The 23,502-nt window shown below is 66.5% G+C and carries 20 protein-coding genes; 12 read left to right on the forward strand and 8 right to left on the reverse strand.

The window, feature by feature from the left end; translation table 11 throughout:
* Positions 1-8: 8 nt before the first annotated feature.
* Positions 9-1,856, reverse strand: a complete 1,848-nt coding sequence (gene typA, locus ACX9OW_RS19115) for a translational GTPase TypA (RefSeq protein ID WP_053520332.1) — start codon at positions 1,854-1,856, stop codon at positions 9-11.
* A gap of 249 nt (positions 1,857-2,105) precedes the next feature.
* Here typA and ACX9OW_RS19120 point away from each other — a divergent pair, with 249 nt between their 5' ends.
* The 6 genes from ACX9OW_RS19120 (at position 2,106) to ACX9OW_RS19145 (ending at position 8,639) form a co-directional block, all read left to right on the forward strand.
* On the forward strand, positions 2,106-2,597 hold the full coding sequence (locus ACX9OW_RS19120) for a peptidylprolyl isomerase (protein WP_053520333.1): 492 nt from the start codon (positions 2,106-2,108) through the stop codon (positions 2,595-2,597).
* A 118-nt stretch (positions 2,598-2,715) separates the two neighbouring features.
* Complete coding sequence (locus tag ACX9OW_RS19125; RefSeq protein WP_005415428.1) at positions 2,716-3,702, forward strand: malate dehydrogenase; 987 nt, start codon at positions 2,716-2,718, stop codon at positions 3,700-3,702.
* Between the two features lie 90 nt (positions 3,703-3,792).
* Positions 3,793-4,407, forward strand: a complete 615-nt coding sequence (locus ACX9OW_RS19130) for an RluA family pseudouridine synthase (RefSeq protein ID WP_459062690.1) — start codon at positions 3,793-3,795, stop codon at positions 4,405-4,407.
* A gap of 587 nt (positions 4,408-4,994) precedes the next feature.
* Positions 4,995-6,875 carry a propionate--CoA ligase gene (prpE, locus tag ACX9OW_RS19135; protein ID WP_459062691.1) on the forward strand — a complete coding sequence of 627 codons (1,881 nt, stop codon included), beginning with the start codon at positions 4,995-4,997 and terminating at the stop codon, positions 6,873-6,875.
* A 159-nt stretch (positions 6,876-7,034) separates the two neighbouring features.
* Positions 7,035-7,538, forward strand: coding sequence for a hypothetical protein (locus tag ACX9OW_RS19140; protein WP_053520034.1), 504 nt, complete (start codon positions 7,035-7,037; stop codon positions 7,536-7,538).
* A gap of 45 nt (positions 7,539-7,583) precedes the next feature.
* Positions 7,584-8,639 carry a suppressor of fused domain protein gene (locus ACX9OW_RS19145; RefSeq protein ID WP_459062692.1) on the forward strand — a complete coding sequence of 352 codons (1,056 nt, stop codon included), beginning with the start codon at positions 7,584-7,586 and terminating at the stop codon, positions 8,637-8,639.
* Positions 8,640-8,727: 88 nt separating this feature from the next.
* Here the strand turns inward: ACX9OW_RS19145 and ACX9OW_RS19150 are convergent, their stop codons facing one another.
* The 5 genes from ACX9OW_RS19150 to ACX9OW_RS19170 form a co-directional block, all read right to left on the reverse strand.
* Complete coding sequence (locus ACX9OW_RS19150) at positions 8,728-9,339, reverse strand: glutathione S-transferase N-terminal domain-containing protein (protein WP_053520032.1); 612 nt, start codon at positions 9,337-9,339, stop codon at positions 8,728-8,730.
* Positions 9,340-9,424: 85 nt separating this feature from the next.
* Positions 9,425-9,883: a cell wall hydrolase gene (locus ACX9OW_RS19155; protein WP_053520031.1), complete on the reverse strand. Its 459-nt coding sequence runs from the start codon at positions 9,881-9,883 to the stop codon at positions 9,425-9,427.
* 301 nt (positions 9,884-10,184) lie between these two features.
* Positions 10,185-12,215 carry an NADPH-dependent 2,4-dienoyl-CoA reductase gene (locus ACX9OW_RS19160; RefSeq protein ID WP_065182875.1) on the reverse strand — a complete coding sequence of 677 codons (2,031 nt, stop codon included), beginning with the start codon at positions 12,213-12,215 and terminating at the stop codon, positions 10,185-10,187.
* Positions 12,216-12,317: 102 nt separating this feature from the next.
* Positions 12,318-12,962: a membrane protein YczE gene (gene yczE, locus ACX9OW_RS19165; RefSeq protein ID WP_065182876.1), complete on the reverse strand. Its 645-nt coding sequence runs from the start codon at positions 12,960-12,962 to the stop codon at positions 12,318-12,320.
* A gap of 99 nt (positions 12,963-13,061) precedes the next feature.
* A complete protein-coding gene (locus tag ACX9OW_RS19170) occupies positions 13,062-14,081 on the reverse strand; it encodes a zinc-binding alcohol dehydrogenase family protein (RefSeq protein ID WP_459062693.1) in 1,020 nt (339 codons plus the stop codon).
* Positions 14,082-14,438: 357 nt separating this feature from the next.
* On the opposite strand from ACX9OW_RS19170, the gene ACX9OW_RS19175 reads away from it, so the two are divergent.
* The 4 genes from ACX9OW_RS19175 (at position 14,439) to ACX9OW_RS19190 (ending at position 17,506) form a co-directional block, all read left to right on the forward strand.
* Positions 14,439-15,530: an OmpA family protein gene (locus tag ACX9OW_RS19175; RefSeq protein ID WP_279941650.1), complete on the forward strand. Its 1,092-nt coding sequence runs from the start codon at positions 14,439-14,441 to the stop codon at positions 15,528-15,530.
* A gap of 220 nt (positions 15,531-15,750) precedes the next feature.
* Complete coding sequence (locus ACX9OW_RS19180; protein WP_065182879.1) at positions 15,751-16,257, forward strand: hypothetical protein; 507 nt, start codon at positions 15,751-15,753, stop codon at positions 16,255-16,257.
* A 20-nt stretch (positions 16,258-16,277) separates the two neighbouring features.
* Positions 16,278-17,084 carry a pseudouridine synthase gene (locus ACX9OW_RS19185; protein WP_414488243.1) on the forward strand — a complete coding sequence of 269 codons (807 nt, stop codon included), beginning with the start codon at positions 16,278-16,280 and terminating at the stop codon, positions 17,082-17,084.
* Positions 17,085-17,170: 86 nt separating this feature from the next.
* On the forward strand, positions 17,171-17,506 hold the full coding sequence (locus ACX9OW_RS19190) for a hypothetical protein (RefSeq protein WP_053520025.1): 336 nt from the start codon (positions 17,171-17,173) through the stop codon (positions 17,504-17,506).
* Between the two features lie 105 nt (positions 17,507-17,611).
* On the opposite strand, the gene kbl is transcribed toward ACX9OW_RS19190, so the two are convergent.
* Positions 17,612-18,820, reverse strand: a complete 1,209-nt coding sequence (gene kbl / locus ACX9OW_RS19195) for a glycine C-acetyltransferase (RefSeq protein ID WP_065175932.1) — start codon at positions 18,818-18,820, stop codon at positions 17,612-17,614.
* A 199-nt stretch (positions 18,821-19,019) separates the two neighbouring features.
* On the opposite strand from kbl, the gene ACX9OW_RS19200 reads away from it, so the two are divergent.
* A complete protein-coding gene (locus ACX9OW_RS19200) occupies positions 19,020-19,712 on the forward strand; it encodes a TorF family putative porin (protein ID WP_459062694.1) in 693 nt (230 codons plus the stop codon).
* A 143-nt stretch (positions 19,713-19,855) separates the two neighbouring features.
* Here the strand turns inward: ACX9OW_RS19200 and tdh are convergent, their stop codons facing one another.
* Positions 19,856-20,878 carry an L-threonine 3-dehydrogenase gene (tdh, locus tag ACX9OW_RS19205; protein ID WP_053520036.1) on the reverse strand — a complete coding sequence of 341 codons (1,023 nt, stop codon included), beginning with the start codon at positions 20,876-20,878 and terminating at the stop codon, positions 19,856-19,858.
* Between the two features lie 335 nt (positions 20,879-21,213).
* Here tdh and ACX9OW_RS19210 point away from each other — a divergent pair, with 335 nt between their 5' ends.
* Positions 21,214-23,376, forward strand: coding sequence for a S46 family peptidase (locus tag ACX9OW_RS19210; RefSeq protein WP_263177690.1), 2,163 nt, complete (start codon positions 21,214-21,216; stop codon positions 23,374-23,376).
* Positions 23,377-23,502: the final 126 nt, after the last annotated feature.

A 23,502-nucleotide genomic window follows, 5' to 3' on the forward strand; every position in this document is an offset into this window, starting at 1 on the left:
GGTCCGGCTCAGCCGCCGCGCGAAGCCTTCTTGCGGTCGCTTTCGGTCAGGAACTTCTTGCGCAGCCGGATTTCCTTCGGAGTGATCTCGACCAGCTCGTCGTCCTCGATGAAGTCCAGCGCCTGTTCCAGCGAGTACTTGATCGCCGGGGTCAGCTGGATCGCATCGTCCTTGCCCGAAGCGCGCATGTTGGTCAGCGGCTTGGTCTTGATGGCGTTGACGGTCAGGTCGTTGTCCTTGGAGTGGATGCCGACCAGCTGGCCTTCATACACATTGTCGCCTTCAGCAGCGAACAGCTTTCCGCGTTCCTGCAGCGGGCCCAGGGAGTAGGCCGGAGTCACGCCCGGGGCATTGGCGATCATGACGCCGTTGATGCGCTTGGCGATTGCGCCCTGTTCCTTCGGACCGTAATGGTCGAACACGTGGAACAGCAGGCCCGAACCCTGGGTCAGGGTCTTGAATTCGTTCTGGAAGCCGATCAGGCCACGGGCCGGGATCGAGTATTCCAGGCGCACGCGGCCCTTGCCGTCCGGTTCCATGTTCTTCAGCTGGCCCTTGCGGGTGCCCAGCTTTTCCATCACGCCGCCCTGGTGCACTTCTTCCACGTCCACCACCAGCTGTTCGATCGGCTCCATCTGCTGGCCGTCGATTTCCTTGATGATCACTTCCGGACGCGACACGGCCAGTTCGTAGCCTTCACGACGCATGTTCTCGATCAGCACCGACAGGTGCAGTTCGCCACGGCCGGAGACCAGGAACTTGTCGGCGTCCTCCAGCTGTTCGACCTTCAGTGCCACGTTGTGGACCTTTTCACGGTCCAGGCGGTCCTTGATCTGGCGGCTGGTCAGGAACTTGCCACCGGACAGGTCCTTGTTGCCCGCGAACGGCGAGTTGTTGACCTGGAAGGTCATCGAGATGGTCGGCTCGTCCACGGTCAGCGCCGGCAGCGCTTCCGGGGTGTCCGGGTGGCAGAGGGTGTCGGAGATGGTCAGCTCCGGAATGCCCGAGATCGCCACGATGTCGCCGGCTTCAGCGGTGTCCTGCTCGATGCGCTCCAGGCCCAGGAAGCCCAGCACCTGCGCGACCTTGCCGTTGCGCTTCTTGCCTTCACGATCGATCACCGTGACCTGCATGTTCTTCTTCAGGGTGCCACGCTGGATGCGGCCGATGCCGATCACGCCCACGAAGTTGTTGTAGTCCAGCTGGCTGATGCGCATCTGGAAGGCACCTTCCGGATCCACTTCGGGCTTCGGCGCGTGCTTCATGATCGCTTCGTAGAGCGGGGTCATGTCGCCATCGCGGACGGTGTCTTCCAGGCCGGCATAGCCGTTCAGGGCCGACGCGTAGACGATCGGGAAGTCCAGCTGCTCGTTGGTCGCGCCGAGCTTGTCGAACAGATCGAACACCTGGTCGATCACCCAGTCCGGACGCGCGCCCGGACGGTCGATCTTGTTGACCACCACGATCGGCTTGAAGCCCATCGCGAAGGCCTTCTGGGTGACGAAGCGGGTCTGCGGCATCGGGCCGTCCATCGCGTCGACCAGGATCAGCACGGTGTCGACCATCGACAGCACGCGCTCGACCTCACCGCCGAAGTCGGCGTGGCCGGGGGTGTCGACGATGTTGATCCGGTTCTTGATGCCGGTCTTCTTGTCTTCCCAGGTGATGGCCGTGTTCTTGGCCAGGATGGTGATGCCGCGTTCCTTTTCCTGGTCGTTGCTGTCCATCACGCGCTCGGCGAGGACGGTACGCTCGGACAGGGTGCCGGACTGCTTCAGCAGCTGGTCGACCAGGGTGGTCTTGCCATGGTCGACGTGGGCGACGATGGCGATGTTGCGAAGATTTTCGATGGACATACGAAAGGGGGCCAGTCGGCGCCGGATTTGGAAAAAGAAGTCCAACATTATACGTCGAACTTGACGATTCGCGAAAAGCTGGATTCCGGCTCGCCCGGGAGCCCCATTCAGCTGGCCGTCGGGGCCCCGCCGGCGGCGCCCCTCCAGAGCCTGAAGCGTCGCCCTGCGCCGATGGTCGAAGCCGCCGCCGCCGCGAGCCGGGTGTAAACTAGGTGGCTAGACGCCTTTCCCTTTGCAACAAGGATCTTCATGTCCCTCATCGCCACTTTCGACACCACCCAGGGCCCGATCAAGGTCGAGCTGTTCGCTGACAAGGCGCCGCTGACCGTTGCCAACTTCGTGAACCTGGTCAAGCACGGCTTCTATGACGGCCTGATCTTCCACCGCGTGATCGCCGACTTCATGATCCAGGGCGGTTGCCCGCAGGGCCGTGGTACCGGTGGCCCGGGCTACAAGTTCGAAGACGAGAAGAACGGCGTGAAGCATGAGGTCGGCTCGCTGTCGATGGCCAATGCCGGCCCGAACACCAATGGCAGCCAGTTCTTCATCACCCACATCAAGACCGATTGGCTGGACGGCCGCCACACCGTGTTCGGCAAGGTTCTGGAAGGCCAGGCCATCGTCGATTCGGTCAAGCAGGGCGACGTGATCCATTCGATCACCCTGGAAGGCGACGTCGACGCCGCGCTGGCCGCACAGGCCGACCGCGTGGCCGAGTGGAACAAGATCCTCGCCGCCTGACCCCCTTCCGAGACGGCCACCCACGGGTGGCCGTTTCCCTGTTCTCCGCCGCCTGCCAGGCCCGCCGGGCCACGCCCGCGGCGTCCCATCAAACGCTTGCAAGCAAGAGGAAACCCCCATGAAAGCACCCGTTCGTGTTGCCGTGACCGGCGCCGCCGGCCAGATCGGTTATGCCCTGCTGTTCCGCATCGCCTCCGGCGAAATGCTGGGCAAGGACCAGCCGGTCATCCTGCAGCTGCTGGAGCTGCCGGTGGACAAGGCCCAGGCCGCCCTGAAGGGCGTGATGATGGAACTGGAAGACTGCGCCTTCCCGCTGCTGGCCGGCATGGTCGGCACCGACGACGCTGAAGTGGCGTTCAAGGATGCCGACATCGCCCTGCTGGTCGGCGCGCGTCCGCGCGGCCCGGGCATGGAGCGCAAGGACCTGCTGCTGGAAAACGCCAAGATCTTCACCGCGCAGGGCGCGGCGCTGAACAAGGTCGCCAGCCGTGACGTGAAGGTGCTGGTGGTCGGCAACCCGGCCAACACCAACGCCTACATCGCCATGAAGTCGGCACCGGACCTGAAGCCGGAAAACTTCACCGCCATGCTGCGCCTGGACCACAACCGTGCCCTGAGCCAGCTGTCGGCCAAGCTCGGCAAGCCGGTCGGTGGCATGGAAAAGCTGGTGGTGTGGGGCAACCACAGCCCGACCATGTACCCGGACTACCGTTTCGCCACCGCCGATGGTGCTTCGATCGCCGATGCGATCAACGACCAGGAGTGGAATGCCAACACCTTCATTCCGACCGTCGGCAAGCGCGGCGCGGCGATCATCGAAGCCCGTGGCTCGTCCTCGGCGGCTTCGGCGGCCAATGCCGCGATCGACCACGTGCGTGACTGGGTGCTGGGCAGCAACGGCAAGTGGGTCACCATGGGCGTGCCGTCCGATGGTTCCTACGGCATCCCGGAAGGTGTGATCTTCGGCTTCGCCGTAACCACCGAGAACGGCAAGTACACCCTGGTCAAGGATCTGCCGATCGACGACTTCAGCCAGAAGTACATCGACAAGACCCTGGCCGAGCTGGAAGAAGAACGCGCCGGCGTTGCCCACCTGCTGGGCTGATGCCGCGGGTGCCGGTCTGGCCGGCACGCAGCTGACAGAAACGGGGAAGCTTCGGCTTCCCCGTTTTCATATGGAGTTCCGCAGAACCGCATGATCCACCTGCATTACATCGATGGCGCGCTGCTGGTGGTGGAAAAGCCCGCTGGCCTGCTGTCCGTGCCTGGCCGTAGCGCGGAGAACCAGGACTGCGTGGTGGCCCGCCTGCAGGTGCTGTACCCGGACGCGCTGACCGTGCATCGGCTGGACCAGGTCACCTCCGGTCTGCTGCTGCATGCACGGGGCAAGACGACGCAGGCCGCGTTGTCGATGCAGTTCGAGCAGCGCAGGGTGGGCAAGTGTTACGAAGCCGTCGTGCAGGGTGTGATCGAAGGTGATGCCGGTGAAGTGGATCTGCCGCTGATCGTGGACTGGCCGAACCGGCCGAAACAGAAGGTCGACCATGAACACGGCAAGCCGGCGCTGACGCGCTGGCGCGTGCTGGCCCGCGATGTTGAAGCGCAGCGCACGCGCGTGGCGCTGGAGCCGGTGACCGGGCGCAGCCATCAGTTGCGCCTGCACATGGCCAGCCTGGGTCATCCGATCGTCGGCGATGTGCTGTATGGCGCCGCACCGGCGCAGCGCGTGCATCTGCATGCGCGCAGCCTGCACTTCACCCACCCGGTGACGGGCGACGCGCTGGCGTTCGAGTCCGCCACTCCGTTCTAGCAGGGCAAGGGGGGCGGCAGGGCTGCGCCCTGCACCTGCTACGAGCCAGGGCAACGTCAGATTCAACGTCAAAAGCGCGCTGTCCGTGGGGTGGCGGGGCGGTGTCGGAGTGCGGGGACGCCGCAAGTACGTCCCTGTAGGCTTGGCCGCGGCATCCATGCCGCGGACACCCCGCACTCCGACACCGCCCCACCTTCGGCAGAATGCCGCGATCTGATGGATTCACGCCACGTGTGGATGAAATCTGTCAGATATCGGAATAGATATTGGGTCGGATCGTTCCGACAGATCGCAGGAAACTGTCGAAGGCGGGGTGGGTCCGGTTGCGGGAGTGTCCGCGGCATGGACGCCGCGGCCAAGCCCCCATGGACGGGTTTACGGCGTCTCCCGCCACCGGACCCACCCCGCCATCCCACGGATAGCCTGTTGCTTCGGCTTCGGCTTCGGCTTCGGCTTCGGCTTCGGCCTCTGCAGGTGTAGGGCGGCAGCCCTGCATGGAAAACCCACCCCCCTACCAAGGTAGGGCGGAACGCGCGGCAACGCGGCACTATGCTCGAACCCATGACTTCGTCTGGGAGGGCTGCGTCATGAACTACGAGGAAACCTACCGCCGCTCGATCGACGAGCCGGAGGCGTTCTGGGGCGAGGAAGCCAAGCGCATCCATTGGCACAAGCCACCGCAACAGGTGCTCGACTACAGCAACCCGCCGTTCCGGCGCTGGTATGTGGGCGGCGAAACCAACCTCTGTTACAACGCGGTCGATCGCCATCTGGACACTCGGCCCGACCAGCTCGCGCTGGTGGCCATTTCCACCGAAACCAACAGCACCCGCGAGATCACCTACCGGCAGCTGTACCGTGAAGTGAACGACTTCGCTGCCGTGCTCCAGCGCCTGGGCGTCGGCCATGGCGACCGCGTGGTCATCTACATGCCGAACATGGCCGAAGCCGTGTTCGCGATGCTGGCCTGCGCGCGCATCGGGGCCGTGCACTCGGTGGTGTTCGGTGGTTTCGCCGCGCACAACCTTGCCCTGCGCATCGACGATGCCAGACCCAAGCTGCTGATCGCGGCCGATGCCGGCATGCGCGGAGGCAAGCTCATTCCCTACAAGCCGATGGTGGACGCCGCCTGTGCGGAAGCCGGGCATCCACCGCCGCACGTGCTGATCGTTTCGCGCGGGCTGGATCCGGCCGAGCCGCGCATCGAGGGCCGCGACGTCGAGTACGCGACGCTGCGCGCGGAAGTCGGTGCCGTCGATGTTCCGGTGCAGTGGCTGGAAGCGAGCGAGCCGAGCTATCTGCTGTATACCTCCGGCACCACCGGCAAGCCCAAGGGCGTGCAGCGTGATGTGGGCGGATACGCGGTGGCGATGGCACAGTCGATGGAGACCGTCTTCGACTGCAAGCCGGGGCAGGTGATGTTCTCCACCTCCGATGTCGGCTGGGCCGTAGGACATTCCTACAACGTGTATGGACCGCTGATCGGCGGTTGCACATCGCTGTTGTACGAAGGCCTGCCGACCCATCCGGATCCGGGCATCTGGTGGGCCCTGTGCGAGCAGTACAACGTGCGCACGATGTTCTCCTCTCCCACCGCGATCCGCGTGCTGAAGAAGCACGACGCGGATTTCATCCATCGCCACGACCTGCGCGCGTTGAAGTACCTGTTCCTGGCCGGCGAACCGCTGGATGAGCCGACCGCGCACTGGATCAATGAAGCGCTGGGCAAACCGATCATCGACAACTACTGGCAGACCGAAACCGGCTGGCCGGCCTTGACCCTGTTGCCGGGCCTGGAGATGAAGCCGGTGCGCTTTGGTTCGCCGGGTTTCCCCAACCTCGGTTACCGCATGAAGGTGATCGACGAGAACACCGGCGAAGAAGTCGCACCCGGGCAGAAGGGAGTCCTGGTGGTCACCCCGCCATTGCCGCCGGGCTGCATGAGCACGGTGTGGAACGACGACAGCCGCTTCCTGCAGAGCTACTTCAGCCATTTCAAGGAGCTGCTGTACAGCTCGCTGGACTGGGCGATCCGCGACGATGACGGCTACACCTTCATCCTCGGCCGTACCGACGATGTCATCAACGTCGCCGGGCATCGCCTGGGGACACGTGAGATCGAGGAAGCCATCTCCAGCCACCCGCGTGTGGCGGAGGCCGCGGTGATCGGCGTGAAGGATGAACTGAAGGGACAGGTGCCGCTGGTCTTCGTCACCCTCAAGCAGGGGCTGGGGCGCGAAGACCCTGCACCGGTGGTGGCGGAGATGATGGCAACGGTGACCACGTCGCTGGGGGCGGTTGCACGGCCGGCGCACGTGCACGTGGTCAACGCGTTGCCGAAGACGCGCTCGGGGAAACTGCTGCGGCGCTCGCTGCAGGCGCTGGCCGAGCAGCGCGATCCCGGCGATCTGTCGACCCTGGATGACCCGGCCGCCCTGGAGGAGATCCGCCGCGCGCTGGGACGCTAGACCGGTCCTGTATTGCCGGGGCCGCGTGCAGCGGGCCGAGGCAAGGAATGCAGCGGTGCTGCACCGCAGCGTTCACCGTACCAGCAGTGCGTTAAGCTCGATGCCGGGGAGCGCGTCCGTCAGGGCGCGCAGGCATGCGCATCATGGAACGGGGGAGCTATGGCACTGCTGCACGCCAAGACGGCCGCTGGCCGCCAGGAAATCGAGGATCGTGCGCGGCGCCTGCCGGCCGCGCTGCGCTCGATCCTGCTGATGGTCGATGGTCGCCGCGATGACACCGAACTGCGCAGTCTGCTCGAAGGACTGCGGGCGCCACCCGATGCGCTGGAACAGCTGGCCGCGATGGAGCTGATCGAAGTGGTGGGGGGCAGCGCCGATGCGGTGCCGGTCGCTGGCCTCAGCAATGGTCGCGAACAGGACCCGGCGCTGTATCAGCAGCTGTACGAGGCGATGAGCGAAGCCGTGCGGCGCCACCTCGGGCTGAAGGGCTACTTCATGCAGTTGAAGATCGAGCGCTGCACCGATGCCTCGGCCCTGGAGCGCCTGTGCCCGGAACTGCTGGCGGCGGTAGGCAAGGCACGCAGCCCGGCACTGGCACAGCGCTGGTGGCAGGAAACGCAGGCATCGCTGGCAGCCGGCGATCGCGGAGTCGTGCAGGCCTGACGCAGCGCGTAGAGTGGATGGTTTCATTCCCATCAGGAGCCTCTCGTGCAGGACGACCACGACGACACCGAAACCCCGGGCTGGGACGCGATCAATGCGGCGTTGGCGCCGCTGTACGCGGGCCAGGAGCCCCTGCATTTCGGAACGGCATTGCCGTACACGCTGGGCGGCCAGGATCCCCTCGATGGCATCAGTGTCTACCGTGCGGAGGCGCCGGTACCGCACTGGCACTACATCACCTATGGCCTGTCCGAGCTGTACGCCAAGGAGAGCAGTGACGCCGAAGCAAGCGGCTACGGATTCGAGCTGACCTTCCGTCTGGCAGCAGGCGAGGGCGTGCACGCCGAACAGGCACCGCCGACATGGCCGATGAACCTGCTGCAGAACCTGGCGCGCTACGTGTTCGGCAGCGGCAACGTGTTCGAGGATGGCCACCACCTTGACGCGAACGGCCCGATTGCCCTCGAGTCCGACACCCGCCTGCGCCATCTGGCTTTCATCGCCGACCCGCAGTTGCCGGCGCGCGAGACGGCCAACGGCCGCCTGCAGTTCCTGCAGCTGGTCGGGCTGACGGATGGGGAAATGGCTGCAGTGAAACGCTGGTCGACCCGCGGGGTGCTGCACGTGCTGGAGCCGGCGATGCCCCTGTGGATCACCGATCTGCATCGGGGCGACCTGCTGGATGATCCGGCACTGGCGGCGCAGGTGCGGGCGGGCAGTGCGCGGGAGGGTTCCAGCACCGGCATGTTGTTCATTGAAACGCTGGACTGGCGACAGGTCTCGGGCGTGACCACGCTGGTGCTTGGCGCCGGCCAGGTGCCGAGCGTGCGCGAGCTGCTGCCGCTGCGCCTGCACCATGGCGCATCGCTGGTGCTGGTCAGCCGTGAGCGCCAATGGGAGTTCACCCCGGCTGCGGGCGGCGGCGCCAACGACGTCGATGCCGACAGCGCGCGCTGGGCATTGGATGCACAGGGGGTCCAGGCATGGCAGGACGTGCGTGCCGAGCGCGGGATCTACCCGCTGGGCGGCCAGCTGCAGGTCGAGGTGGTGCCGACGCTGCTGCGTGACGCCAAGGGTGCCGTGATCCGCGAGATCGGTTGAACGGTGGACACGGGGCGCCGGCGATGCCCGGCGCGGGGCCGGGACGCCGGATCGGAGCCGCCTGCGCTGCCGGCGGCTCCGTGTGCGGTCAGGCCAGGCCTTCGGCCTTCAGTGCGGCCTGCACGCCGGCATCGGCGTCCATGCGCGCCTTGTAGGCGGCCAGATGATCCAGCCCCGACAGGTCGACCTTGGCGCCGGCTGCCCAGCGCAGGGTGATGTAGAAGTACGGGTCGGCGAAGCTGCGGAAACCGGCCAGCCAGGGCTTGTCCGCCAGCTGCCGGTCGGCCGTCTCGAACAGGCCGCGCAGGCGCTTGCGGGCGGCCGCGCGGATCGCGTCGTACTGGCTCTCATCGCCGATGAACTTGCCCGGTGCGAACAGCGGCGAGAACGCCGGGTGCACATCGGAGTTGACGAAGGCCAGCCAGCGGGTGGCCTCGGCACGCTGGCGCGGGCTGCCGTCGCCGGCCAGGCCGGCCTGCGGGAAGCGGTCGGCGATGTAGCCCATGATGGCCGCGTTCTGCAGCAGGATGAAGTCGCCATCGACCAGCGCCGGAACCGAGCCGGCCGGGTTGATCTTGAGGAATTCCGGCCCCTTCAGGGTGTCCTTGTCGAGCAGTTCGACCTCGAACGGCTGGCCGGTCCACTGCAGGGCGATGTGGTCGGCGGTGGAGCAGGCACCGGGCTTGCTGTACAGCTTCATGGGAACTCCAGGCGGGGTGTGCGGGAATCGCCCACTATCCCAGAGCCTGCCGGCGCGCGGCAACGCTGCCGCCGGCAACAGTTCGTTACGACTGCCGGGGCTTGAGGTTCTGCACCTTATAGAAGGTGTGATCACCGATGGTGGCCACCTGGTAGGCATTGCGCCAGTTCGGGCTGGCGATGGCCAGGGCGGCGAAATGGCTGGCACCGGGGACGATCTCGCGGCGCTCGCCGGCCGGCAGCGCCCAGTTGCGCTCCGCATCGAAGGCCACGCTCATGGCCTCGCTCCAGGCCGCGTCGTTGCCCAGCTGGGTGCCGGGGGAGACGATGGTCGGGGCGAACTGCTTGCGTGCGGTCACCACCTGGCACATCGAGTCGCCCCACAGGCCGCTGTCGAGGCGGCGCAGTGCCACTTCGGCCACGGCCTGCTGGCCGCGCAGGGTCTGGTCGCGGGCTTCCAGGTACACGGTGGTGCTCAAACACAATGAATCAGCCGCCGGCTGGGGCAGCAACTGCGACAGCCAGAGAATCCAGGCCAGTTTCATATAACTCCTTGCTCCGTATGGGCCGCACCACGGGGTTCCGGCCGAAGAGAGGGCAGGAGGCGGGGTACGACTTGGCGTCATGGGGAGGCGGCCATCGGGGCCGCCCCGTGGGCGGCCCGGGAAAAGAGGATCGATGAACGATCCGGGAGGGCCGCACCGGCTCACCGGAAACTGGGTGGTGAGCGGAAAGTTGGCGCAAGGTAGGGGGGGCTGGCCGAACGCATCATGAATCGCCCGGCTTGACATTCAGCTTTGAGGTGGGTGACGGAAATCACAGTCCCGCCGCCCATTCAGGTCTGGATCAAAGGGCGGCTGCCACCCGGCTGCCCTGATCGATGGCGCGTTTGGCGTCCAGTTCGGCGGCCACATCGGCACCGCCGATCAGCTGTGCGCTGATGCCCGCCGCCTGCAGTTCGGCCTGCAGCGCGCGGTTCGGTTCCTGCCCTGCACAGATCACCACATGATCCACCGGCAGCAGCTGTTCGCTGCCTTCCACGCGGATGCGCAGCCCCTGGTCGTCCACGCCGAGATACTCGACGCCGCCCAGCATCCGCACGCCCTTGGCCTTCAGCGTGGCGCGATGGATCCAACCGGTGGTCTTGCCCAGGCGCGCACCCGGCTTGCCGGGGCTGCGCTGCAGCAGCCACAGCCGGCGTGGCGAAGCGTCCACCTGCGGGCGGGCCAGCGAGCCGCGGGCCTCGAAGGTGGCGTCCACCCCCCATTCGGCCATCCAGCGCTGCGGGTCCAGCGACGGCGATGGGCCCTCGTGGCTGAGGAATTCCCCGACATCGAAGCCGATGCCGCCGGCACCGATGATGGCCGCGCTGGCGCCCACCTCGACCCGGCCCTGCAGCACGTCCAGGTAGCTGACGACCTTGGCGTGGTCCGCGCCGGGGAAGTCGACCCGGCGCGGCGTGATGCCGGTCGCCAGCACGACCTCGTCGAAGCCGGCCAGACAGGTCGCGTCTGCCCGGGTACCCAGGCGCAGCTGCACGCCCGTGTCCTGCAGCTTGTGGCGGAAATAGCGCAGCGTCTCGTGGAACTCTTCCTTGCCCGGGATGCGCTTGGCCACATTGAACTGGCCGCCGATCTCGTCGCTGGCGTCGAACAGGGTGACCTGGTGACCGCGCTCGGCGGCCACCGTGGCGCAGGCCAGGCCGGCCGGGCCCGCGCCCACCACCGCCACCCGCTTCGGTGTGGACGTCGGGCGGTAGACCAGTTCGGTTTCGTGCGCGGCCCGCGGATTGACCAGGCAACTGGCCAGCTTGTTCTCGAAGACGTGATCCAGGCATGCCTGGTTGCAGGCGATGCACGTGTTGATCGTGTCGGCCCGGCCGGCGCGCGCCTTGTTCGGCCATTGCGGGTCGGCCAGCAGCGGGCGCGCAAGCGACACCATGTCCGCACCGCCGTCGGCGAGAATGCGCTCGGCAACCTCGGGCATGTTGATGCGGTTGGTCGCCACCAGCGGCACCGCCACATGCGGCTTCAGCTTGGCGGTGACCCCGGCGAAGGCGGCGCGGGGCACCGAGGTGGCGATGGTGGGAATGCGCGCCTCGTGCCAGCCGATGCCGGAATTGATGATCGTCGCGCCCGCGGCCTCGATGGCCTGCGCCTGCTGCACGATTTCCTCCCAGTTGCTGCCGTCCTCAACCAGATCCACCAGTGACAGCCGGTAGATGATGATGAAATCCGGGCCGCAGGCTTCGCGGATGCGGCGCACGATCTCCACTGCGAAGCGCATGCGCTGGGAGGCATCGCCGCCCCAGCGGTCCGTGCGCGTGTTGGTGCGCGGGGCGATGAACTCGTTGATGAGGTATCCCTCCGAGCCCATCACTTCGACACCGTCGTAGCCGGCTTCGCGTGCCAGCCTGGCGCTGCGTGCGTAATCGGCGATGTGCCGTTCGACGCCGCTGGCCGACAGTGCGCGCGGGGTGAACGGATTGATCGGCGCCTTGAGCTTGGAGGGCGCCACCGACAGGGGGTGGTAGGCATAGCGGCCGGCGTGCAGCAGCTGCAGACAGATCTTCGCGCCATGCTGGTGGGCGGCGGCCGTCAGTTGCCGGTGCGGACGCACTTCCCAGGGCCAGGACAGCTTGCCGCCGAAGGGTTTGAGCCAGCCGACCACGTTGGGGGCGAAGCCGCCGGTGACGATCAGGCCGACGCCGCCTTCGGCGCGCTCGGCGAAGTAGGCGGCCAGGCGCGGGAAATCGCGCGCGCGATCTTCCAGCCCGGTATGCATCGAACCCATCAGCACCCGGTTGCGCAGCTGGGTGAAGCCCAGATCGAGCGGGGCGAACAGGTGGGGATAGGCGCTTTCGTTGGCTGGCGACATGGTCGATACGCTTGCGTACGGAAGCGCGAAGCGTGCCGCGAAACGGCGGTCGGGGCAAGGGGCGGGCGAATCGGTAGCGCCGGGCCATGCCCGGCGATGCGGCTACCCGTGGCCGCGCTGCGCGCTCGCCGGGCGTGGCCCGGCGCCACCCGCCGGCAGGGGCCGGCCGATGCCGAACCAGCCCAGCGTCACCCCGCACAGCGGGCCGATCAGCAACGCAAAGGCCAGGGTGCCGACGCCCACGTTGCCTCCCAGCCACCAGCCCAGCAGCAGGACGCTGCCTTCGATCAGGCTGCGCACCTTCCAGATCGGCCAGCCGGTGCGGGCATGCAGGCCGGTCATCAGCCCGTCGCGCGGGCCGGGGCCGAGCCGCGCGCCGATGTACAGGCCGGTGGCCAGTGCCACCAGCAGCATGCCGGCACCGAACATCGCCACCTGCCAGACCAGGCCGACAGCCGGCGGCAACAGCCACAGGCCAAACTGCGCGGACGGACCGATCAGCAGCACGTTGAGCACGGTGCCGACGCCCGGCTTCTGCCGCAGGGGCCACCACAGCAGCAGGACCAGCGCGCCGATCACGTTCGTGGCCAAGCCGAAGGACAGCGGGGTCTGCGCCGCGACGCCCTGTGACAGCACGTCCCAGGGCGCGACACCGATCGCGGCACGGATCATCAGCGAGGCGCCGAAGCCGTACAGGAACAGGCCGACGATCAGTTGCAGCAGGCGCAGGGGCAGGGCAGTGGGCATGGGAGCGCTCGGGGGGAGGGAATCTGTCTCCACCGTAATCCCGAATCGCCAGCTTCCATAGATACAGATCCGGGTGAATCCCGCGCCACAGCGCGCGCGTCAGTCGTCCCAGCCTGCCAGTGCCAGCTTGCCCAGCGTGCGGCCGCTGGCCAGCCGCTCATGCGCCGCCTGCAGGTTGGCGGCATTGATCGTGCCGAGTGTCTCGCTGAGCGTGCCACGCAGCTGGCCTGCATCGATCATGCTCGCGGCGCGGCTCAGGATGCGGTGCTGCTCGATGCGGTCGGCGGTACCGAAGCGCGATCGCGCGAACATGAATTCCCAGTGGATGCCGATGCATTTGGCCTTGTACGGGTCGCCGATGCGCAGCGCGCCGCGGGGTTCGACGATCAGCCCGACATGCCCCTGCGGCGCCAGCAGCTGGCCCAGTTCATCCCAGTAGTGATCGGTGTCGGCCAGGTTGAGCGCGATCTGCACGGCGCTGATGCCCAGTGCCTGCAACTGCGGCTGCAACGGCTGGCGATGGTCGATCACGTGATGGGCGCCCATCTGCCGGCACCAGTCGGCCGACCGCTCGCGGGAGGCGGTGGCAATGACCGTGAAGCCGGCATGGTGGGCCAGCTGGATGGCCATCGAACCGACGCCGCCGGCGCCGCCGATCACCAACAGGTGCTGCCCGGCGTGGCGGCGGTCATCCAGATGCAGCGGCATGCGCTCGAACAGCAGCTCCCATGCGGTCAGCGTGGTCAGCGGCAGCGCCGCTGCCTCGGAGAAATCCAGCGTGGTGGGCTTGCGTGCGACCAGCCGCTCATCCACCAGCTGATACTGGGCATTGCAGCCGGAGCGGGTGACATCGCCGGCGTAGTAGACCTCGTCGCCGGAGGCGAACAGGCGGGCGTCCTCGCCGATGGCCTCGACCACGCCCGCCGCATCCCAGCCGAGCACCCGCGGCGTGTCCAGCGTGGCCGGATCGGTGGCGGCACGCTGCTTGCCGTCGACCGGATTGATCGAAACCGCCTGCACGCGGACCAGCAGATCGCGGCCGGCTGGCGGCAGCGGCGGCGGCAGCCGGAGATCCTGCAGGGCGGGGGCGGATTCACGACTCAGGGCGACGGCTTTCATCTCGGCTCCGGCTCGGTTTCCCTTTTCATCATAAGGTTCCTCACGTTTCCGGGGGCGCGCTGAATCTCCTTCGCCGCGCGTTCCGCAGAATGTCGCCTGCGTTGCCTAAACACCGTCAAACCCTTATGGGGTGAGGGTCTTGCGGATTTTCATCATCCTGTATAGGGTTTCAACGTCGGACCGGTGGCCGGTCGGGCGCAACACTTCACATGTTACGGGACTGTTAACATGGCCTTCACCCGCCTGAGCATAATGTTCGCGGCGGTGGCGTGCTGAATCGGCTGTCTGAACATCGACGCAGTAGTGCTGGCCCATGCCTCTACCGGTTTCATACCCCCGAAATAGGAGCTGTACTCAATGAACAAGAAGATCCTTACTGCCGCGCTGCTGGGTGGTCTGGCTTTCGCCCAGGCTGCTTCTGCGCAGGAGTTCGATGACCGCTGGTACCTGACCGGTTCGGCCGGCTTCAACTTCCAGGACAACGACCGTCTGACCAACGACGCTCCGTTCGTGACCCTGGGCCTGGGTAAGTTCATCAGCCCGAACTGGTCGCTGGACGGTGAGCTGAACTATCAGAACCCGAACTTCGACAGCAATCAGGACCTGAACTGGTCGCAGTACGGCATCTCGCTGGACCTGCGTCGCCACTTCATCAAGGAAGGCCGCGGCTGGAACCCGTACATCGTCGGTGGCCTGGGCTACCAGAAGTCGGAAGAAGAGTACCCGGCCAACAGCCTGAATGGTCCGCGTGAGCGCAAGGACGGCAACGTTGCCGCCAAGCTCGGCGTCGGCCTGCAGACCACCTTCGACAAGCGCGTTGCTGTCCGCGCCGAAGTGGCCTACCGCGCTGACTTCGACGACAAGAGCTACCACGCTGCCAGCGAAGACTGGTTCGGCGACGTGCTGGCTTCGGTCGGCGTCGTGATCCCGCTGGGCCCGGCTCCGGTCGCGGCTGCTCCGGCTCCGGCTCCGGTTGCCCCGAGCTGCGCCGACCTGGATGACGACGGTGACGGCGTCAACAACTGCGACGACAAGTGCCCGAACTCGCAGCCGGGTCAGACCATCGGTCCGGACGGTTGCCCGGTGCCGGTCTCGATCGACCTGAAGGGCGTGAACTTCGACTTCGACAAGTCGAACCTGCGTCCGGACGCCGTGGCCATCCTGAGCGAAGCCACCGAGATCCTGAAGCGTTACCCGGATCTGCGCGTTGAAGTCGCCGGTCACACCGACTCGAAGGGTACCGACGCTTACAACCAGAAGCTGTCGGAGCGCCGCGCCACCGCGGTGTACAACTACCTGACCAAGAACGGCGTGGACGCTTCGCGTCTGGTCGGCCCGATCGGCTACGGCGAGAGCCGTCCGATTGCTCCGAACACCAACCCGGATGGTTCGGACAATCCGGAAGGTCGCGCCAAGAACCGTCGTACCGAGCTGAACGTCCAGAACTAAGTTCTGACGTTTCGCCCGCAAGACACAGCAGGACCCGGCTTCGGCCGGGTCTTGTTGTTTCTGCGGCGGGAAAAGCCGGAACGGGCCTCGATGGACCGACCGTTTGTCGGCTTTTTGTCCAAAAAACCAATGAGTTGGCGCATTCATTGAAAGTGGCGCTTGAAAGCTGTCGCCGCATTGCTACACTCGCCGCGTCACCTTCCTTCCGTGGATGCCTCTCATGCTGCGCTCTGCATCGGCCGCCGTCCTGGCGCTGGCCCTGGTTCCTGCCGCTCACGCTGCGGTCGATTGCTCGGTCAATACCAGCGCTTCGCCGCTGCCGCTGCCGGCCACGACCATCGCGCCGGTGGCCGACGAGCTGTACATCCGTGGTAACCAGCTGGGCATGCCGGCCGGTGTGCTGAGCAGCAGCTACGATCCTTCGCAGTCGCTGGACCAGGTGCTGCAACGCCTGCGCATCGACGGCTGCCAGAACATCGCCAAGGCGATTCCGAGCGCGCCGGCGGTGAAGCCGAACGATCCGGCGGCGTACAAGCCGCAGACCGAATTCGACAATACGCCGTGGCGCTTCGACATGAGCCAGAACGGCAAGCGCATGACCGCCGAGGAATTCGATGCCTGGATGAAGGCGCGTGGCGTCCGCGTGGTCAAGGCGCGCCCGGCACCGGTGGCCACCCCGGCCGCGGCCGAAGCACCGGCTGAGACCAAGCCGGTCGATAAGAAGTAACCGTCGCGGGGAGCAGAGGCTTGCGTACGCGCCGCCCACCTGCCGCCCCCGCCGCCCGCTCCCACGTCCTGCGTGGGCGCGCGGATCCGGATGCATCCAAGGGTGTGCGCCATGGCCTGGCGCGTGTGCTCTCCAAGGCCGGCGTGTGCTCGCGCAGCGAAGCCGCGCGCTGGATCGCCGAGGGCCGCGTGCGCGTCTCCGGCCGTATCGTCCGTGACCCGGAGTTTCCGATCGGCAGCCCGGCACCTCCCATCGAGGTCGATGGCCTGCCGCTGGCGCCGCCGCAGCGGCTTTACCTGATGCTCAACAAGCCGCGCGGGGTGGTGACCACCGCGCAGGACGAGCGCGGCCGTGACACCGTATACCGCTGCTTCGACGGCGCCGGCCTGCCCTGGATCGCGCCGGTCGGTCGGCTGGACAAGGCCAGTGAGGGCCTGTTGCTGTTCAGCAACGATCCGCAGTGGGCGGCGCGCCTGACCGATCCGCAGACCGGGCCGGACAAGACCTACCACGTGCAGATCGATCGCCTGCCCGATGCGGCCACGCTGGCGGCGCTGCAGGCCGGGGTGGACGACGAGGGTGAATTCCTGGCCGCCCGGGCCGTGCGCGTGCTGCGCAGCGGCGACAAGACCGCGTGGCTGGAGGTGGTCCTCGACGAGGGCCGCAACCGCCACATCCGCCGCCTGCTGGCGGCCTTCGACCTGCAGGTGCTGCGCCTGGTCCGGGTCGCGATCGGCGACCTGGCGCTCGACGATCTCGGCAAGGGCCAGTGGCGGATGCTGGAGGTCAATGACCAGCAGCGGCTGGGGGCCGCTGCACCGGGCTGAGCGTCATGCCCGCGGCCGGCGGATGCCGGTCACCGTTCCAGGCGTAGGGGGCGCCTGGTCGTCGAAATCCCGAACGGAGCCTGCCCATGTACCACTTGTCCCTCAACCGAACCCTGCGCTGTGCCGGCCTGCTGCTGCCGATCGTGCTGCTGGCCGCCTGCGGTGGCCACAAGAAAATGGCCAAGACGGAAACGCCTGCCGAAACCCCGGTGGTGGAAGTGAAAACCCCGGAACTGGATGGTCGCGGCAGTTACCGCTTCCTGATGAGCGACGGCGACAGGAAGATGACCGCCGACGAGTTCGATGCATGGATGAAGGCCAATGGCATCCGCGTCGCCCGTGGCAATGCCCAGGACGCTGCCGCCAAGCCGGTCGTGGTGGCCAGCAAGGATGAGCCGAAGGACAAGAAGAAAAAGAAATGACGCGCATGGCGCGTCATTCCGGTAGCGCCGGGCCGTGCCCGGCGAGCGCATGGCGCGGCTGTCGGGAAACCGCCGGGCATGGCTCGGCGCTGCCCCGCGGGGCGATCAACCCTTGATCACGCCCAGCTCGACGCCGATGCGGGAGAAGGCGTCGATCGCGCGGTCCAGCTGCTCGCGGCTGTGCGCGGCGCTGATCTGGGTGCGGATACGTGCCTGTCCCTTGGGCACCACCGGGAAGAAGAAGCCGATCGCATAGATGCCTTCCTCTAGCAGGCGCTCGGCGAACTTCTGCGCCAACGGTGCGTCGTACAGCATCACCGGGCTGATCGGATGCACGCCCGGCTTCACGTCGAAGCCGGCGGCGGTCATCTTCCCGCGGAAGTACGCGGTGTTTTCGGCCAACCGGTCGCGCAGGTCGTCGGCGGCAGCCAGCATCTCGAAGGCCTTGATGCCGGCGGCGACCACATGCGGCGGCAGCGAGTTGGAGAACAGGTACGGGCGCGAGCGCTGGCGCAGCAGTTCGATCACTTCGGCGCTGGCGCAGGTGAAGCCGCCCAGTGCGCCCCCCATGGCCTTGCCCAGAGTGCCGGTGATGATGTCGATCTTTTCCAGCACACCCTTCACTTCGGCCGAGCCACGACCGGTGGCGCCCAGGAAACCCGTGGCATGGCATTCGTCGATGTGCACCAGCGCGTTGTACTTCTTCGCGAGCGCGGTGATCTCGTCCAGCGGTGCAATGAAGCCGTCCATCGAGAACACGCCGTCGGTGGTGATCAGCTTGGTCCTGCAGCCGGCGGCGTCGGCGGCCTGCAGCTGCGCTTCCAGGTCGGCCATGTCGCAGTTGGCGTAGCGGAAGCGCTTGGCCTTGCACAGGCGCACACCGTCGATGATCGATGCGTGGTTCAGTGCGTCCGAGATGATCGCATCGTTCTCGCCGAGCAGCGGCTCGAACAGGCCGCCGTTCGCATCGAAACAGGCCGCATACAGGATGGTGTCCTGCTTGCCGAAGAAATCGGCGATCTGTTTCTCAAGCTGCTTGTGCAGGTCCTGGGTGCCGCAGATGAAGCGCACCGAGGCCATGCCGAAGCCGTGGGTATCCAGAGCATCCTTGGCGGCCTGGATCAGGTCGGGATGATCGGCCAGGCCCAGGTAGTTGTTGGCGCAGAAGTTCAGCACCTTGCGGCCATCGGCCAGCGTGATCTCGGCCGATTGCGGACTGGTGATGATCCGCTCGGACTTGAACAGGCCCTGGGCGCGGATGGCGTCCAGTTCCTCGGCATAGTGGCGGGTCAGGGCGGAGGAGGCGTCGGTCATGGCGTGGGCACGGCTCAGCACGGGAAACCGACGATTCTACCGGGCATCGATGGCTGGCGACCGGCAGCAGGCAGGCACCGCCATGGCCGGCACATGTTGCAATGCAATAGCAAACGGGTTAAAAAATCGTGAACCGGCCCGTTCTGGCTCCGGTTCCCGCAACTGCCCTGCACGCCACCGCCCCCCACCGGAGACGACCATGAAGCACGCTCATGCCTGCCTCGCCCTTGCCGCCGCCCTGACCTTGGCCCCGTTTGCCGCCAGCGCCCAGGAAAGCGAATCGCCGTACAGCTGGAACGTTACCGCCGTGTCGGATTACCTGTTCCGTGGTGTGTCGCAGACCGATGAGGATCCCACCCTGCAGGCCGGTTTCACCTATACCAGCCCGGTTGGCCTGTATGCCGGTGTCTGGGGATCGGGCGTGGACTTCGGCCCGGGCGACCCGAGCGTCGAAGTGGATTACCAGATCGGCTACGGCGTCGACGCCACCGAGCGCGTGAACTTCGATGTGCTGCTGAACCGCTACACCTACCCCGGCGCCAGCGAGCTGAACTACAACGAGCTGATCACCACCACCACGCTGGATGACACCTACAAGCTGACGGTGGCCTACAGCAACGACGTGTGGAACAGCAGCACCGATGGCTGGTATTACGCGCTGGGCGGCGAGTGGGGCCTGCCGCAGGATTTCACGCTGAGCGCCAGCGTCGGCCGCAGCACCTTCGAAAAGGGTATTGCCAAGGATTACACCGACTGGAACGTTGGCGTGGCCCGTACCTGGGGTCTGTTCACCCTCGGCCTGGGCTACTACGGCACCGACGGCAACGGCCGCGACAACAGCGGCAAGCTGGCCGACAACCGGGTGGTGTTCACGGTTGCGGTAGGCCAGTAATCGGCACATGACATTAAGCGAAAAAGGCACCCATGGAGGTGCCTTTTTCGTGTCTGGCGTCGGGCACTGTGTGGGCCGGCCAACGGCGCGGGGACAAGGTGAAATGCGGGGGAATTAGGCGGTCGCGCCGGAGGCGCGAGTGATCAATTCCAGCTCAGTACCACCTTGCCGGCCTTGCCTTCTTCCATCAGGTCGAAGCCCTTCTGGAAGTCGTCGATCGGCAGCTGGTGGGTCATCACCTTGCCGAGCGGGAAACCGGACAGCACCAGCTGCGTCATCTTGTACCAGGTCTCGTACATCTTGCGGCCGTAGATGCCCTGCACGGTCAGGCCCTTGAAGATGATCTTGTCCCAGTCACAGCCGGCACCCTTGGGCATGATGCCGAGCATGGCGATCTTGCCGCCGTGGTACATGCAGTCGAGCATGTCGTTGAAGGCGCGCGGATTGCCGCTCATTTCCAGGCCCACGTCGAAGCCCTCCATGTGCAGTTCCTTCATCACGTCCTTCAGCGAGGTGTTGGTGACATTGACCACGCGCGTCGCGCCCATGTCGGCGGCCAGCTTCAGGCGGAAGTCGTTGACGTCGGTCACCACCACGTTGCGCGCACCGATGTGCTTGCAGATGCCCGCGGCGATGATGCCGATCGGGCCGGCGCCGGTGATCAGCACGTCCTCGCCGATCACGTCGAACTCCAGCGCGCAGTGCGCGGCGTTGCCGTACGGGTCGAAGAAGGCCGCCAGTTCGGACGGAATCTGGTCGGGGATCGGCCACAGGTTGCTGGCGGGCATCACCATGTACTCGGCGAAGGCGCCATTGACGTTCACGCCGATGCCGACGGTGTTCGGGCACAGGTGCGGGCGGCCGCCACGGCAGTTGCGGCAGTGGCCGCAGACGATGTGGCCTTCGGCCGAGACGCGCTGGCCAACCTCATAGCCGGTCACCGCCGAGCCAAGCGCGGCGATGCGACCGACGAATTCGTGGCCGATGGTCAGGCCCGGCTTGATGGTGCGCTGGCTCCACTCGTCCCACAGGTAGATGTGCAGGTCGGTACCGCAGATGGCGGTCTTTTCCAGCTTGATCAGGACCTCGTTCGGGCCCGGGGTCGGCACCGGGACCTCTTCGAGCCAGATGCCCTTGGCCGCTTCGCGCTTGACCAGGGCCTTCATCGTTTGCTGCGCCATCGGGGTGGAACTCATCAGGGGGAAAGCGCGGATTATAGAGGTCTGCACGGAATTCCAATGTTGCGCTGCGGGCGCGCTGGCGGAACGAAAGGCGTGCGCCGGCGGGCGTTTCGAACGTGACCGGCGTGCTCGCCGGGCATGGCCCGGCGCTGCCGGGAAATCGGGCGGCTCGCGCTCGCGGGGCATGGTCCCGCGCCATCGGGAAATCGTGCGGGTAGCGCCGGGCCATGCCCGGCGGGCCGGGGGCCATGACTTCCGGGGTTCGGGACAGGGCAGGGGGGCGGGCTACAATCGAAGGTTCCACTACCAGGGGCCGCTCCATGCGCTCGAACCTGCTTGCATTCTCCGTCGTCGCCAGCCTTGGGCTGGTCCAGGTCGCCCATGCCGCCGAAGGCATGTGGGTACCGCAGCAGCTGCCGGAGATCGCCGGCCCGCTGCAGAAGGCCGGCCTGAAACTGTCGCCGGAACAGCTGTCCGACCTGACCGGCGACCCGATGGGCGCGGTGGTGGCGCTGGGCGGCTGCACCGCCAGCTTCGTCTCCCCGCAGGGCCTGGTGGTCACCAACCACCACTGTGCCTACGGCGCGATCCAGCTCAACTCCACCGCCGAGAAGAACCTGATCAAGGAGGGTTTCAACGCGCCGACCCTGAAGGACGAACTCAGCGCCGGTCCCAACGCCCGCGTGTTCGTGCTGGACCGGATCACCGACGTCACCGACCAGGCCAAGGCCGCCATCGCCGCCGCCGGCAAGGACCCGCTGGCCCGCACCCGTGCGCTGGAAGCGTTCGACAAGGCCCAGACCGCCGCCTGTGAAGCCGACGCCGGTTTCCGCTGCCGTCTGTACAGCTTCTCCGGCGGCAATACCTACCGCCTGTTCCGCAACATGGAAATCAAGGACGTGCGCCTGGTCTATGCGCCCCCGGGCAGCGTCGGCAAGTTCGGCGGCGACGTCGACAACTGGATGTGGCCGCGCCACACCGGCGACTTCTCGTTCTATCGTGCCTACGTGGGCAAGGATGGCAAGCCGGCCGCGTTCTCGGCCGACAACGTGCCGTACCAGCCGAAGCACTTCCTGAAGTTCGCCGACCAGCCGCTGGGCGCGGACGACTTCGTGATGGTGGCCGGCTACCCGGGCCGCACCAACCGCTATGCGCTGGCCGGCGAATTCAATGAAACCGCCGAGTTCACCTACCCGACCATCGCCCGCCATTACAACGAAGTGCTGGCGCTGATCGACAAGGCCGGCAAGGCCGACGCCGACGTCAAGGTCAAGTACGCCAACACGGCGGCCAGCATGAACAACGTGGCCAAGAACTACGTCGGCCAGCTGGAAGGCTTCAAGCGCATCGACGCGGCCGGGCAGAAGCGGGCCGAAGAGGCCGCCGTGCTGGCCTGGCTGAAGCAGCAGGGCGCAGCCGGCAAGCCGGCCCTGGCCGCTCACGCCCAGCTGCTCAAGCACCTGGACACCAGCAAGAGCACCCGCGAGCGCGATCTGTTCGTCGGCCAGTTCAACAACACCTCGGCCGTGGGCGCCGCGCTGTCGCTGTACCGTCTGTCGATCGAACGCGCCAAGCCGGACGCCGAGCGTGAAGCCGGTTACCAGGAGCGCGACCTGCCGACCCTGGAAGGCAATCTGCGCCAGATGGACCGTCGCTACGTCGCCAGCATGGACCAGCAGCTGCAGCAGTACTGGCTGGACCAGTACGTCGCGCTGCCGGCGGCACAGCGCAACAACGAGGTTCTCAACCAGTGGCTGGGCGGCAGCGATGCCGGGGCCGTCAACGGCCTGGTGAAGAAGCTGGCCGGCACCGGGCTGGGCAGCCTCGATGCACGCCTGAAGTGGTTCAAGGCCGACCGTGCCGCCTTCGAGGCCAGCACCGATCCGGCCATCCAGTACGCCGTGGCCGTGATGCCGGCCCTGCTGAAGCAGGAAGAACAGAGGAAGATCCGCGAAGGTGAATCGCTGACGGCCCGTCCGCTGTACCTGCAGGCGGTGGCGGACTACAAGAAGAGCAAGGGCGAGTTCGTCTATCCCGATGCCAACCTGTCGCTGCGCATCACCTTCGGCAATGTCATGGGCTATGGCAAGGACGGTGTCCAGTACACCCCGTTCACCACGCTGGAAGGCGTTGCGGCGAAGGAAACCGGCGTCGATCCGTTCGACTCGCCGAAGGCACTGCTGGATGCGGTCAAGGCCAAGCGGTATGGCGGCCTGGAGGACAAGCGGATCGGCTCGGTGCCGGTGAACTTCCTGTCCAACCTGGACATCACCGGTGGCAACTCCGGTTCGCCGGTGCTCGATGCGCACGGCAAGCTGGTCGGCCTGGCCTTCGACGGCAACTGGGAATCGGTCAGCTCCAACTGGGTATTCGACCCGGTGATGACCCGCATGATCGCGGTGGACAGCCGCTACATGCAGTGGATCATGCAGGAAGTGGCCCCCGCGCCGCAGCTGCTGAAGGAATTGAACCTGGCGCAGTAAGGTTCATGCTGGCGCCGCCGGGCCATGCCCGGCGGAATCCGTCTGCAATCCCGAAACCCCGCGATCCCCGTCGCGGGGTTTTTTCATGTCCCGACCGGCGCGATGCGCCGAACAGGTATCATCCCT

Source organism: Stenotrophomonas genospecies 5 (assembly GCF_054473825.1).